Source organism: Streptomyces sp. NPDC097981, from assembly GCF_040302565.1.
Taxonomy (GTDB): domain Bacteria; phylum Actinomycetota; class Actinomycetes; order Streptomycetales; family Streptomycetaceae; genus Streptomyces.
Window position 1 is genome coordinate 65,555 of record NZ_JBEORW010000023.1, and the last position, 13,544, is coordinate 79,098.

A 13,544-nucleotide genomic window follows, 5' to 3' on the forward strand; every position below is an offset into this window, starting at 1 on the left:
GGGCGGCCCGAGACCGGGATACGGCCGGTACCAGAGCACGCCCGGTCCCCGGCGACCCACGCCAGAGAACGTCCGACGCGGGCTGCAGCCGGCGCGGGGCAGCCGACGCCAGGACGGTCGGCGCGGGGCGGTCAGCGCCAGGGCAGTCGACGCGGGGCAGTCGGTCCAGGGGCGGCCCCACCAGAGGGCGGCCCACAGGAGAGGACAGCCGACACCAGAGGGCGGCCAGCGCCAGGGGCGGCCCCGCCAGAGGGCGGTCGGCGCCAGGGGCGGTCGGCGCGGGGCGGTCGCGCTAGGGGGTGGCCAGGTCCTTGCGCAGGCTCGCCTGCCAGGCCGCCGTCAGGCCGGCCGGATCGGTTCCGGTCGCCTCCTGCAGCGCCACCGGCAGCGGCTTGCCGCCCGCCAGCCCGTACAGCCGGACCAGTGCCGCTTCCCCCCACCTGTCCGCGATGAGCCGGCAGGCCAGCCACGCGCCCTCGTATGCGCGGGCCAGTGCCTCCGGATCGCCGCCGAAGGCGAACGCCCCGTCGGCGGGCAGTGCGCCCGGGAGCTCGCCGCGGCGCACGGCCCGGCCCAGCGCCGGCGCGGCCTGCTCCACCGCGGTGGCGCCGCCGCGGTACGCCGCCCAGTCCGCGAAGCCCTCCGAGAGCCACAGCGGCGTCCGGGCGGAGGTCGCGGCGCGGGTGGCCACGTGGGTGACCTCGTGGGTCAGGACGACGCCGCGGCCCGCCCGGCTCAGCTCCGCCCACCCCTCCGGGTTGACCACGACCCGGTCCGCGGGGGCCGCCGCGGCTCCCACCCGGCCGGTAGTGACGGCCCCCATGCCCCGGTACTCGGCGGCCGGCCGGCCCAGCAGCTCCGCCATCCGCTCCAGGGAGCCGGGCACCAGCACCACCACCCGGCCCGCCCACGGCCCCGGCCAGGCGGCGCTCGCCGCGGGCACCGCCCGGTCGGCCTCCGCGGCGATCCCGGACAGCGTCCCGGCGCTCTGGCCGCTGCCCAGGACCAGCGCGTGGTCGCCCCGGACCACCTCCACCGGGCCCTGGTCCCACAGCTGGGGCGGCGCGCCCGGCGCGGCCCGGTCCCCGGTGACCCGCCAGCGGCCGCCGTCCAGGCTCAGCCGCACCTCGCGCGCCGACCCGGCCGGGGCCGCGTCGTAGCCGGCGAGGCGGTAGTGCAGTTCCGCGCGGGCGGTGGCCTGCGCGCCGTCGCGGCGGACCGCGGAGACCTCGTACGCCCAGCCCTCCAGCGGGATCCCGGCGAGCTGCGCGGGCGGGGTGCGCGACCAGGCGGCGACGGCCTCCCGGACGTCCCGCCCGGCGGTGTCGGGCCCGGCGGGCGCCCCGCACCCGGCGAGGAGCGTGCTCAGCAGGAGCGGCAGTGCGCGTACGAGGAGCCGACGGACCGGGGACATCCGACGATCGTACGCACGGGCTCCGTCAGGGGCGGGTCACGGAGGACACCGGCATCATCCCGACGGGGTCGTAGCGCACCCGCGCGCCGGGGTAGGGGGCGTGCACCACCTGGCCGTTGCCGACGTACATGCCGACGTGGCTGGCGTCCGAGCGGTACGTGACCAGGTCGCCCGGCTGCGCCTGCGAGAGCGGGACCCGGCGGCCCGCGTACCGCTGCGCCTGCGAGGTGCGCGGGAGGGAGACGCCCGCCTGCCGGTACGACCACACCATCAGCCCGGAGCAGTCGAAGCCGGAGGGCCCGGCGGAGCCCCAGATGTACGGGCGGCCGACCGCGGCGCGGGCGGCCGTCACGGCGGTCGCGGCGCGGCCCGAGGAGGGGACGGGCCCGTTCGGGTCGGGCAGCCCGTCAAGGCGGCCGCCGGAGCGCGAGGCACGTTCGAAGTCGGCCCGCTCCTGCGCGGGCATGGCGTTCAGGAGCCGGCGGGCCTCGGCGAGCTTGGCCGTGACGACGCGCTTCTGGCGGGCCACGTCGGCCCGTACGGCGTCGAGTTCGGCGAGCTTCTGCGAGGCCTCGTGCCGCTGCTGGCCCAGCCGGCGCTGCTCCTTGCGCAGTTCGTCGAGCTGCCGGGTCTGCCGGTCGGTCAGCCGGTCCAGCCGGGAGGCCTTGTCGAGGTATTCGTCCGGGTCGCCGGAGAGCATCAGCTCGACGGCGGGGTCGATGCCGCCGGAGCGGTACTGGGCTCCGGCGAAGGTGCCGAGGACGCCGCGCATGGTGTTGATGCGGTCCTGGCCGCGGGCCAGTGCGTCCTGGGCCCGGTCGACCTCGGTGCGGAGCCTGTCGGCCCGCTCGCCCGCCCGGTTGTAGCGCTCGGTGGCCTGTTCGGCCTCTTCGAAGAGCCGGTCGACCTGGATGCGGGCGCCGGCCGGGGGCTCCTGCGGCAGGGCCGGGGCCGCGCTCGCGGACGTGCCCGCCATGGCTGCCGCGGCGGCGGCCACGGCGGCGGTGAGCACGGTGACCTTGGTGTTCCGGTCGAGGCTGCCGAGCCCGGGCCGGCGATGGGACGCCACGGGGAACCGCTCCCTTCCGCTGCGCGGGACCGGGTCCGCCCTCCGTGGACGGCCGTGTGCCGGGCTCCGCGCTGGCAGACAGTAACCGCGCGGCCACACACCGGCCAACGGCCGCCGGAGGGCACACACGGCAACGCCCCGCCTCAGACGCAGGTCATCGGCGGGGCGTGCGGTCACAGCGGGGCCGCGGAAATTCGCCCGGATGGGCGGTGTACGGCGGGTCCCCCAGGGCGGCTCCCCGGGGGGGGAGTCTCCCGGGGTGTCCGGCGGAGCGTCAGACGCGGACGCCGAACTGGAACGGCATGTTGCCCATGGCCTCGTACTTGACGCCGCCGCGCGGGTTCGATGCGTGCAGGACCATGCCGTTGCCCGCATACAGGCCGACGTGGTGCAGGTCCGAGTAGAAGAACACCAGGTCGCCCGGCTGGAGCTGGCTCTGGCCGATGCGCGTGCCGTCGTTGACCTGGGTGAAGGTGGTACGCGAGATGCTGACGCCGGCCTGCTTGTAGGCCCACTGGGTCAGCCCCGAGCAGTCGAACGCGCTCGGGCCGGTGGCACCGGAGACGTACGCCATGCCCAGCTTGGTCTTGGCGGCCTCCAGGGCGGCGCCGGCGCGGCCCGAGGCCTTGACGCTGCCGAGGTCGGCGCGGTCGGTGGCGCCGCGGCTGGCGCGGGTGTCCTCGTCCTTGATCGCCGCGCGTTCCTGCGCGGTCAGGGTGTTGAGGAGGGCCTGGGCCTCGGCGAGCTTGTCCTGCGAGTCCTTCTTCTTCTCGCCGAGCTCCTTGCGGGTGGCGTCGAGGTCCGCAAGCTTGCCGGAGGCCTCCTGGCGCTGCTGCGCGAGCGCGCGCTGCTTGGCCTGGATCTTCTGTACGGCCTCGACCTGCTTGTCGCTCAACTGCTCCAGGGTGGAGGCCTTGTCGAGGTAGGTCTCGGGGTCGCCGGAGAGGAAGAGGGCGACGGACTGGTCCATGCCGCCGGTGCGGTACTGGGCGCTGGCCATCGAACCCAGCGTGGTGCGCAGCTGGTTGAGCTCGTCCTGGCCGCGGGCGACCTGGTCCTGGAGCTGGCCTATCTCCTTCTCGAGCTTCTCCTGGCGCTCCTTGGCCCCGTTGAACTTCTCGGTGGCCTGCTCCGCCTCTTCGTAGAGCGCGTCGACCTTGGCCTTGACCTCGTCCTTGTTCGGCTGGGCCGGGGCGGCGGAGGCGCCGTGCGCGGAGAGGGCCACGGCCGCGGCGGCCGTGGCGGTGAGCACGGTCACACGAGCGCGGGTCGGCTGCTTGGGTCGACGGTGGGACGCCACGAAGGCGAGCTCCTTCTTCCTGGAGCCGCCGAAGGAACGCAACTCGGCGACACCTCCGCCGCCACTCCGAATGAGTGATCTACCGCACGAAGGTTTGAGCCGACCCTAGTGACCTCGCTGTGATCAGTTCAAATCCTCGCGGCAAAAAAATCGGTTGCCGACCGGGTTCTTTACCTGCAGCCCACGCTCCGTGCAGGGCACTTGACGGTGCGTTCCCTGCCGGCCATGCGAAATCGGGCATTCCGCTTAGGGGTTACGAAACACGCGAAAGCCGCTTCAGCAACAAGGCGGACGCCACCGGCCGGGCACCGGCCTTCGCCACCCCGTCGGCCACCTCGCGGTCCGCGGAGACCACGACCACCGGCCGGCCGGGCGGTTCCGCACGCACCAGCTGCCGGATCAGCTCGTCCGCCGTCACACCGGGCTTGGAGAACAGCACCCGCACCCCGCGCGGCGGCGCGAGCAGCACCGGTGCCGCCAGTTCCGCACCGTCGAAGACACAGGTCATCTCCGCGCCGGTCTGCGCGGCGAGCATCGACAGGCCGCCGAGCAGCCGGAGCCGCTGCTTCTCCAGCGGCATCGTCGGATAGCCGGTCTTGGTCACGTTGTAGCCGTCGACCACCAGATGGGCCTGAGGCAGCGCCAACAACTGGTCCAGCAGCGCCGGATCGGTCTCCGACAGAGCCCGCGCCGCGATGTCCTTCGGGGTCATCCGGCCCGGCTCCACCGCGTCCACGGTGTCCGCCGGCCGCGTCGACAACGGCGGCAGCGCCAGCTCGCGACGCAGCCCCTGGGCCGCGTCCAGCACGGTGTCCAGCAACAGCCGCAGCCGCATGTCCTCGATGCTGCGGCCCTCGCGGGTGGCCCGGCGGGAGGTCTCCAGCGCCGCCTCGACCTCCGCGAGACGGGACTTGAGCCGCCGCGTCTCGCTCTCGGCGGCGGCCACCTGCGCGGCCGCCTCGCCCCGGATCCCGTCGATCTCGGCCGCGACCTTGCGCAGGGCCGCCTCGCCGCGCTTCACATCGCTCTGGGCGCTGCGCAGCTTGCGCTGAAGCGATTCCGCTTCCTTGCGCGCCGACTCCAGCTCGGCCCGCACCTGCTCGCCGCCGAGGCGCTGCAGGTCCCGTGCGTGCGCCAGTTCCTCGCGGAGCCGGTCCAGTTCACGCCGGGTCTCCTCGCCGACCCGCTCGGCGTCGGCGCGCTGCGCCTCCTCGCCGGCGGCGGCCACCAGCTTCACCCAGCCGACCGGCCGCAGCACGTACGCGGCGGCCGCCACGTCCAGCGGGTCCGCGGCGGCGGGCGGGGCGCCGGCCTCCAGCGCACCGGCCAGGTCGGCCTGCGCCTCGCGCAGCTTCTCGGCGACGCGGCCCCGGAAGACGGCGTCCGTCTCCACGGCCGCGGCCATGGCGTTGCCCGCGAACTTGGCGCGCCGGGTCGGGGTGAACCGGGCGTACTGGCGCAGCTGCGCCGGGAGGTCCGCGATCGTCAGTGCGCCGAAGGCCTCCGAGACGAGCGCGACGACCCGGCGCCGCACGCCTTCCGGCAGCGGGCGGTCGAGCACCTCGGCGGCGTCGCCGGCCGCACCGGCCGGCTCAGCGCCGCTTGCTGGCTCCACAATCCGTCACCCCTACCGTGATCTACCTGTGGGCCCGGCTCCGTCAGGAGTCCGCGCCCGGCCTGTCCACGAGCTCGATCTGGTCCACCGCGTTGCACCAGCGGCAGCGGACCGACTCGATGGTCTCACTGACCACCTCGCGCTCCTCGACCTTGGGCTCCCCGGCAAGATCCAGGTGGACGTACTCCACGACCTTCGACGAACGAGTGACGTCGAAACGCGTGAGGTTGCCGCACAGCGTGCAGCGCCACCGGGTGGTGTCGGTCGGCAGGGGAACCGTCATCAGGCCGCTCTCTCCTTCGTAGCTGTTTCAATTAAAGCCGCCGTCTGCGTCAATCGGCGGGCCACAGAACGTAACCCTACGGCCTGCCGGTACCCCGGGTGGGCCCTCTTGGGTCATGCTCGATCGCATGATCGTAAGGTGGCGGGCCGTCCGGGAGGCCGCCCGGGGCCCGGTGGTCGTCCATGCGCTGATCGCCGGCTGCTGCGTGGTGTTCCTGTTGGGCCCGGCCTCGGGGCTGGATCCCGCCTACGGGACGGGCGAGCGGCTGCTGGAGGCGGGGACCGCTTACTTCCGGCGCTGGGGCGTGGTCCCGGACGAGCTCTTCTCCGGCTCCGCGCGGGCGCTGCTGACCCCGCTCACCGCCCTGTTCGTGCACGGGAGCTGGCTGCACCTGCTCGGCAACATGCTCTTCCTCCACGTCTTCGGCGTGATGGTGCAGGAGCGCATGGGCCGGCCGGAGTTCCTGACGTTCTACGTCTGTACCGGTTACCTCGCCCTGGCGGTGTACGCGGCGGCCAACGCCTCCTCGGACCAGACCCTGGTCGGCGCGTCCGGTGCGATCTCGGCGGTCCTGGGGGCCTTCCTGTGCCTGTTCCCCCGGGCGCGGGTGACGAGCCTGTTCCCGTTCCTGTTCTTCCTGCCGCTGCGCTTCCCGGCGTGGATCGTGCTGCTGTTCTGGTTCGCGCTCCAGTGGCTGGCGGCGCACCGCGCGGGCAGCGGCCCGGGGGTGGCCTACCTGGCCCACGTGGTGGGCTTCTCTCTGGGCTTCGGCTACGCGTGGGTGCGCTATCGGCGTGGGACTAGAGTGAGGCGACCAGCGACGGCCACCGAGGGAGACAGCCAACCGTGATCACCGCGATCGTGCTCATCAAGACCAGCGTGGACCGCATCCCCGAGATCGCCGAGTCCATCGCCGCGCTGGACAACGTCAGCGAGGTCTACTCCGTGACGGGGACCTACGACCTGATCGCCCTGGTGCGCGTGCCCCGCCACGAGAACCTGGCGGACATCATCCCGGGCCGCATCAGCAAGATCCCGGGCGTGGAGGCGACGGACACGCACGTCGCGTTCCGCACCTACTCCCAGCACGACCTGGAAGCCGCCTTCGCCATCGGCCTCGACGCGTAGCCCTGCCGGGTACGCCGCTGCGCGGGGCTGCCCCCTACCCGCCCTTCCACCGTTCCCGCCCTCAAGCGCCGGGCGCGGCTGCAAACACGGCGCCACCGCGCCCGCGCCTCAAACGCCGGCGAGCCTGAATTCCAGCCTCGCCGGCGTTTGAGGCGCGGGGGTCCGGGGGCGGAGCCCCCGGGGCTAGACCGCCGGAACGCAGCGGCCCTCCTCCGTGCGGTACTGCCACTTCGCTCCGTCCGTGACGAGTTCCTTCACCGCCCGGACGAAGCGGTCGACGTGCTCGTCGGGGGTACCGGCCCCGAAGCTGACGCGGATCGCGTTCAGCGAGCGCTCCCCCGGCGCCGCCTCCGGGGCCCCGCATTCGCCCTGGGCCTGCGGCTCGCTGCCGAGCAGGGTGCGGACCAGCGGGTGGGCGCAGAACAGGCCGTCGCGCACGCCGATCCCGTACTCGGCCGACAGCGCGGACGCGAAGTGCGAACTGTTCCAGCCGTCCACCACGAACGAGATGACGCCGACCCTCGGGGCGTCGTCCCCGAACAGGGACAGGACGCGGACCTGCGGGACCTGCGCCAGGCCCTCGCGGACCTTCGCGATGAGGTGCCGCTCGCGGGCGACGAGGTTCTCGAAGCCGGCCTCGTCCAGCGCTCGGCAGGCGGAGGCGATCGAGTACACGCCGATGACGTTCGGGGAGCCGGCCTCGTGGCGGGCTGCCGTGGTGTGCCACTCGACGTCGACGCCGCCGTCCTCGCGGCGGGCGACCTTCCGCGAGGCGCCGCCGCCGGCCAGGTACGGCTCCGCCTCCTGGAGCCAGTCCGCGCGGCCGGCCAGCACGCCCGAGCCGAACGGCGCGTACAGCTTGTGCCCGGAGAACGCCACCCAGTCCACGTCCAGCTCCTGCACGGAGACGGGGTGGTGCGGGGCCAGCTGGGCGGCGTCCAGCACGATCCGCGCGCCGTGGGCGTGCGCGGCGGCGGCGAGCTCCTTCACCGGCCACAGCTCACCGGTGACGTTGGACGCGCCGGTGACGCAGACCAGGGCCGGGCCGTGGCCCCCTCCGATCGTTACAGTGCGGCCGGCCAGTGCCCGCTCCAGGGTCTCGACGGCCTGGGCCGGGGTCCGCGGGGCGTTGAGGTACGTGACCTGCGCGTCGCCCCACGGCAGCAGCGAGGCGTGGTGCTCCGTCTCGAAGACGAAGACCTGGCAGCCGGCCGGGAGCACGGCGGCGAGCAGGTTCAGCGAGTCGGTGGTGGACCGGGTGAAGACGACCTGGTCGGCGGGGCGGCAGCCGAGGAACCCGGCGACGGTGGCCCGGCTCTGCTCGAACAGGTCGGTGGACAGTTGCGAGAGGTACCCGGCGCCGCGGTGCACGCTGCCGTAGTACGGGGCGTATGCGGCGACGTCGTCCCAGACCCGCTGGAGCGCCGGGGCGCTGGCCGCGTAGTCGAGGGCCGCGTAGGTGACCTCGCCGCCGGTGACGAGCGGAACGGTGACGTCCCGGCCGAGGACCGGCAGCGGCTCGGCACAGGCGGGGCCGGCGGGGGCGGTCACGGCGGCGGGGGCGACGGCGTTCGGGTACGTGGACATGGCGGATTCTCCCGGCAGGACAGGCTGAATGGCTTCGGACGGCCCGCACGCGGGTGCACGGGTGCGCGGATGCACCTGTGCCGGCGGTACGGGAGTTGCCTCGACGCGCAGCCCATGGAGGCCGCACGGAGGGTGAAGAAGGGGCGGAGTCGCCCTATCGCATTCGCTTGCTCACGGAAAGCTCCTCGAGAGACCAGGACCCCTGGTGTCGAGGGATCCGCGCTTGCCGTGGGCATGTGTGCCTACGGCCCGGTCATCACCCGGGGCACCCCGCCACGGAAGGAGGGTTGCCGGACAGCAAGCCGGGGCCAAAACGCTGTCACTCGTGACCTGGCCAGCATCCTGCCACAAGATCCCGCACGCGCAAGACCCCGGTCCGCATACTGGACCGGGGCCACCTCTTTCACGCCGTTCTCGCTCGTTACGCGTTGCTGGCCGCCACCCAGCGCTCCAGGGCCGCCCGGGCAGCGCCCGAGTCGATGGCCTCGGCCGCCCGGGCGATGGCCGCGCGGATCTGGTCCTCCAGGGACCCGGTGCCCGGGTCCAGGGCCACCAGGGCCGCCGCCGAGTTCAGCAGGACCGCGTCGCGGACCGGGCCGGTCTCGCCGGCCAGCAGGCGGCGGGCGACGTCCGCGTTGTACGAGGCGTCCGCGCCGCGCAGCTCCGAGACGTCGACCAGCGGGATGCCCACGTCACGCGGGTCGAACGGCTGCTCGTCCACCCGGCCGTCGCGGACCCACCACACCCGGGAGGTGGCGGTGGTCGTCAGCTCGTCCAGGCCGTCGTCGCCGCGGAACACCAGCGCCGAGGAGCCGCGTTCCGCCAGCACGCCCGCCACGATGGGGGCCACCCGCGGGTCGGCGACACCGGTCGCCTGGGACCGGACCCGGGCCGGGTTGGTCAGCGGGCCGATGAAGTTGAAGGCCGTGCGGATGCCCAGCTCCCTGCGGGCCGCCGCCACGTGCCGCAGCGCCGGGTGGAACTTCACGGCGAAGCAGAAGGTGATGCCGGCCTGCTCCGCGACCTCGACCACCCGTGCCGGGGTGAGGTCCAGGTTGACGCCGAGCTTCTCCAGCACGTCCGAGGAGCCGCTGGCGGAGGACGCGGCCCGGTTGCCGTGCTTGACCACCTTGGCGCCCGTACCGGCCACCACGATCGACGACATCGTCGAGATGTTCACCGTTTTGGCCCCGTCGCCGCCGGTGCCGACGATGTCCACCGTCCGCCCCGGGACCTCGATGAGGTTGGCGTGGCCGTACATGGCGCGGACGATGCCGTTGATCTCCGCCACCGTCTCCCCCTTGGCCCGCAGCGCCACCAGGAAGCCGGCGATCTGGGCGTCGGTGGCCTCCCCGCGCATGATCCGGTCCATGGCCCAGCCGGTCTCGTCGGCGCGCAGGTCCTGGCCGGTCAGCAGGGTGTCGAGAACGCCCGGCCAAGTGGGGGTAACCCCGGACGGAGTCTGGGGGAGGGCCGGCACCCCACCGGCGTCAGCCGGACTCTGACCGCTCATGGTCTGCTCCTGGATCCGTCGGCAAGCACTGAGGACTCCACCCTATCCAGCCGGGGCGGACGGCAAAGAGCCCCGTCCAGACCCTGGACGGGGCTCTCGCCGTGGCGACACCAGGACTGACCGAAATCAGCCCCTCAAGCGGGATCAGTGGTGGCCGTGGCCGCTCTGGATCTCCTTGTACTCCTCCACCGTGGGCTTCGGAATCTGGTTGTTCTCGGCGTAGAAGCCCTTGCTGAGCTTCGCGCGGAGCTTCTCCATGCTGCCGACCTTGCGCTCGACACCGTTCTCGTCGACCGTCGGGCCGATCTCGATCGGCTTGTACTGCTCGTGCGCGGTGAGCTTGTGCAGCTGGCCCTGCGAGAGCGGCTCGTGGACCTCGACGAATTCACCGTGCGGCAGACGCTTGATGATGCCGGTCTCGCGACCGTGCAGCACCTTGTCGTGGTCCCGGCGCTGCAGGCCGAGGCAGATGCGCTTGGCGACGATGAACGCGAGGACCGGGACGACGAAGAAGCCGATCCGGACGAACCACGTGATGTTGTTGATCGAGAGGTGGAAGTACTGCGCGAACATGTCGTTTCCACCGCCGATCAGGAGCACGATGTACTCCGCGATCCAGGCGACACCGAAGGCCGTACGGGTCGGGACGTTGCGCGGGCGGTCCAGGATGTGGTGCTCGCGCTTGTCCCCGGTGACCCAGGACTCGATGAACGGCCAGACGGCGATCGAACCCAGCACCAGCGGGAAGAGCATCAGGGGGATGAACACACCCAGGACGAGGGTGTGGCCCCACAGGTTGATCTCCCAGCCGGGCATGGCACGGATCAGGCCTTCCGGCATACCCATGTACCAGTCGGGCTGCGCACCGGTGGACACGTGGTCCGGGCGGTACGGGCCGATCGCCCAGATCGGGTTGATCGAGGCGATCGCCGCGATGGCCGCGATGACACCGAAGACCAGGAAGAAGAAGCCTCCGGCCTTGGCCATGTAGACCGGCAGCAGCGGCATGCCGACGACGTTGTTGTTCGTCTTGCCGGGACCCGCGAACTGGGTGTGCTTGTGGTAGAAGACCAGGATCAGGTGGGCCACCAGCAGGCCCATCATGATGCCGGGCAGCAGCAGGATGTGGATCGAGTAGAACCGCGAGACGAAGTCGCCGCCGGGGAACTCGCCGCCGAAGAGGAAGAACGACAGGTACGTGCCGATGACCGGCATGGACAGGATCGCGCCCTCCATGAACCGGACACCGGTGCCCGAGAGCAGGTCGTCCGGCAGGGAGTAACCGGTGAAGCCGGTGAACATGCCGAGGACCAGCAGCAGGAAGCCGAAGATCCAGTTGACCTCGCGCGGCTTGCGGAACGCGCCGGTGAAGAAGACGCGCATCATGTGCACGACCATGCCCGCGACGAAGATCAGGGCCGCCCAGTGGTGGATCTGCCGGATGAGCAGACCGCCGCGGACGTCGAAGCTGATGTCCAGCGTCGAGGCGAAGGCCTCGGACATCTGGACGCCCTGCATCGGCACGTACGAGCCGTGGTACACGACCTCGTTCATGCTCGGGTGGAAGAACAGCGTCAGGTACACACCCGTGAGGATGATGATGATGAAGCTGTAGAGGCAGATCTCACCCAGCATGAAGGACCAGTGGTCCGGGAAGATCTTGCGCATGTTGGCCTTGGCCAGGCTGTAGATGCCCAGGCGGCCGTCGGCCCAGTCGGCTACGCGCTCGCCGGCGGGCGCTTTGCGCTTCGAATCGGTGGCAGTGCTCATCCGCGCTCCCAGAATGCAGGACCGACGGGCTCTTCGAAGTCGCCGAGCGCTTCGAGGAAGCCTTCACCATTCACGCCGATCCGCAGCTGCGGAAGTGCGTGACCGGCCGGGCCGAAGATGACACGGGCGCCGTCGGAGAGGTCGAAGGTGGACTGGTGGCACGGGCAGAGCACGTGGTGCGTCTGCTGCTCGTACAGGCTGATCGGGCAGCCGACGTGGGTGCAGATCTTCGAGTAGGCCACGATGCCCTCGTGGGACCACTCGAGTTCCTGCTTGTCCTTGATGTCCTCCGGCTTGATCCGGACGATCATCAGGGCGGCCTTGGCGATCTGCGTCTGGAAGTCGTGCTGCTCCTCCTCCAGGCCCTCGGGCATGGCGAAGGTCAGCGAACCGACCTGGACGTCCTCGGGACGCAGCGGCTCCATCGTGTTCTGGTTGATGAGCAGCTTGCCCTTGGCCCACAGGGTCTTGCGCAGCTTCTCCTCGGGCAGCGGGCCCAGGTCGCGCAGGATCATGACGGCGGACAGCGGCAGCATGGCCAGCGCGCCGAGCATGGTGTTGCGGATCAGCGGGCGGCGGGCGATGCCGGACTCGTTCGCACCGTCGGCGAAGTCCTGCTTGACCTTGGCCTTGACCTCTTCCGGCGCCGCGATCGCGTGGCGCTCGTCGGCGACCTCGACGTCGGACATCAGGGTGCGGGCCCAGTGGACCGCGCCCGCGCCGATGCAGAAGAGCGCCGTGCCCAGGGTCAGACCCAGGGCGAAGTTGAGCGCGCTCACCTTCCCGATCGGGAAGATGTAGACGATCTTGTCGACCGGGATGGCCACGTACGAGACGATGAAGCCGATCGTGGCCAGCATCGACAGCGTGAACAGCATCGCCACGGTGCGCTCGGAGCGCTTCGCGGCCTGCTCGTCGATGTCCTGGATACGGGGCTTGTGGACCGGCAGGCCCGGGTCTGCGAACGGGTTGTCCGCGACGGTTACGCCACCGTGGTGCGCGTCGCCCTGCTCGCTCGGCAGGTGCTTCTCTTCGGGAATGTCTTGGCTACTCATGACTTCTTGGCCTTAGCGGTGTGGGCCGCGACCCAGACGGCGACAGCGATCAGCGCACCCAGGCCGAAGATCCAGCCGAACAGACCTTCGGAGACGGGGCCGAGGCCACCGAGCTTCAGGCCGCCAGGGCTGACCGACTTCTCGCCGTTCACGTGCTGGATGTACGCGATGATGTCCTTCTTCTCCTTCGTCGGCATGGTGCTGTCCGGGAAGGAGGGCATGTTCTGCGGGCCGGTGAGCATGGCCTCGTAGATGTGCTTCGGCTCGACGCCCTCAAGGTTGGGGGCGTACTTGCCGTTCGTCAGCGCGCCGCCTTCGCCGGTGAAGTTGTGGCACTGCGCGCAGTTGTTGCGGAAGAGCTCACCACCCCTGGCGATGTCGGCGCCCGCCGGGTCGTACTGCTTCTCGGTCGGCGCGATCGGGCCGGCACCGAGGGAGCCGATGTACGCGGCCAGCTGGTCGATCTGCGCCTGGGAGTAGACGACCGGCTTCTTCGGCACCTGGGCGCCGGGCTGCTGAGCGGGCATACGGCCCGTGCTCACCTGGAAGTCGACGGCCGCGGAGCCGACGCCGACCAGGCTGGGGCCGTCAGTGGAACCCTGACCGCCGGTACCGTGGCAGCTTGCGCAGCCCACGGCGTAGAGCTTCTTGCCCTCCTCGATGGCGAGGGACTGGGCGGTTTCATCGGCCTGCGCCTTGCCCGCAGGGGCAAAGGCGGCGTACAGCCCCCCAGTGGCCGCCAGCGCGAGGAGTAGAACGACGACCGCGGCCAGCGGATGGCGTCGTCGTGCGGAGAGCTTTTTCACGGAT

12 protein-coding genes and 1 riboswitch are annotated in these 13,544 nt (G+C 71.7%); of the genes, 2 read left to right on the forward strand and 10 right to left on the reverse strand.

The features are described 5' to 3' along the window. Positions 1 to 292: 292 nt before the first annotated feature. From ABTY04_RS22455 to ABTY04_RS22475, 5 genes are all read right to left on the reverse strand, one after another. Positions 293 to 1,414 carry a hypothetical protein gene (locus ABTY04_RS22455; RefSeq protein WP_352215142.1) on the reverse strand — a complete coding sequence of 374 codons (1,122 nt, stop codon included), beginning with the start codon at positions 1,412 to 1,414 and terminating at the stop codon, positions 293 to 295. Between the two features lie 25 nt (positions 1,415 to 1,439). Beyond that, positions 1,440 to 2,483, reverse strand: a complete 1,044-nt coding sequence (locus ABTY04_RS22460) for a C40 family peptidase (RefSeq protein WP_352215143.1) — start codon at positions 2,481 to 2,483, stop codon at positions 1,440 to 1,442. A gap of 274 nt (positions 2,484 to 2,757) precedes the next feature. Then, on the reverse strand, positions 2,758 to 3,783 hold the full coding sequence (locus ABTY04_RS22465; protein ID WP_352215200.1) for a C40 family peptidase: 1,026 nt from the start codon (positions 3,781 to 3,783) through the stop codon (positions 2,758 to 2,760). 253 nt (positions 3,784 to 4,036) lie between these two features. After that, positions 4,037 to 5,401, reverse strand: a complete 1,365-nt coding sequence (locus ABTY04_RS22470) for an NYN domain-containing protein (protein ID WP_352215201.1) — start codon at positions 5,399 to 5,401, stop codon at positions 4,037 to 4,039. A gap of 40 nt (positions 5,402 to 5,441) precedes the next feature. Further along, a complete protein-coding gene (locus ABTY04_RS22475) occupies positions 5,442 to 5,681 on the reverse strand; it encodes a hypothetical protein (protein WP_249771655.1) in 240 nt (79 codons plus the stop codon). A 127-nt stretch (positions 5,682 to 5,808) separates the two neighbouring features. Here ABTY04_RS22475 and ABTY04_RS22480 point away from each other — a divergent pair, with 127 nt between their 5' ends. Continuing rightward, positions 5,809 to 6,531, forward strand: a complete 723-nt coding sequence (locus ABTY04_RS22480; RefSeq protein WP_352215144.1) for a rhomboid family intramembrane serine protease — start codon at positions 5,809 to 5,811, stop codon at positions 6,529 to 6,531. Next, positions 6,528 to 6,809 carry an Lrp/AsnC family transcriptional regulator gene (locus tag ABTY04_RS22485; RefSeq protein WP_352215145.1) on the forward strand — a complete coding sequence of 94 codons (282 nt, stop codon included), beginning with the start codon at positions 6,528 to 6,530 and terminating at the stop codon, positions 6,807 to 6,809. Before ABTY04_RS22480 ends, ABTY04_RS22485 begins: the two co-directional genes overlap by 4 nt. Positions 6,810 to 6,992: 183 nt before the next feature. On the opposite strand, the gene ABTY04_RS22490 is transcribed toward ABTY04_RS22485, so the two are convergent. The 5 genes from ABTY04_RS22490 to qcrC form a co-directional block, all read right to left on the reverse strand. Then, positions 6,993 to 8,396, reverse strand: coding sequence for an aminotransferase class V-fold PLP-dependent enzyme (locus ABTY04_RS22490; RefSeq protein WP_352215146.1), 1,404 nt, complete (start codon positions 8,394 to 8,396; stop codon positions 6,993 to 6,995). A gap of 214 nt (positions 8,397 to 8,610) precedes the next feature. Then, positions 8,611 to 8,727, reverse strand: a riboswitch (SAM riboswitch). Positions 8,728 to 8,817: 90 nt separating this feature from the next. Further along, positions 8,818 to 9,909, reverse strand: a complete 1,092-nt coding sequence (gene trpD / locus ABTY04_RS22495) for an anthranilate phosphoribosyltransferase (RefSeq protein ID WP_352215147.1) — start codon at positions 9,907 to 9,909, stop codon at positions 8,818 to 8,820. Between the two features lie 144 nt (positions 9,910 to 10,053). Then, entirely contained in the window at positions 10,054 to 11,679 is a 1,626-nt protein-coding gene (qcrB, locus tag ABTY04_RS22500; RefSeq protein ID WP_352215148.1) for a cytochrome bc1 complex cytochrome b subunit, read from the reverse strand. Then, the gene (gene qcrA / locus ABTY04_RS22505; protein WP_352215149.1) at positions 11,676 to 12,734 is read right to left on the reverse strand and encodes a cytochrome bc1 complex Rieske iron-sulfur subunit; all 1,059 of its coding nucleotides are present in this window, start codon (positions 12,732 to 12,734) and stop codon (positions 11,676 to 11,678) included. Before qcrA ends, qcrB begins: the two co-directional genes overlap by 4 nt. Beyond that, a complete protein-coding gene (gene qcrC / locus ABTY04_RS22510; RefSeq protein WP_352215150.1) occupies positions 12,731 to 13,540 on the reverse strand; it encodes a cytochrome bc1 complex diheme cytochrome c subunit in 810 nt (269 codons plus the stop codon). Before qcrC ends, qcrA begins: the two co-directional genes overlap by 4 nt. Positions 13,541 to 13,544: the final 4 nt, after the last annotated feature.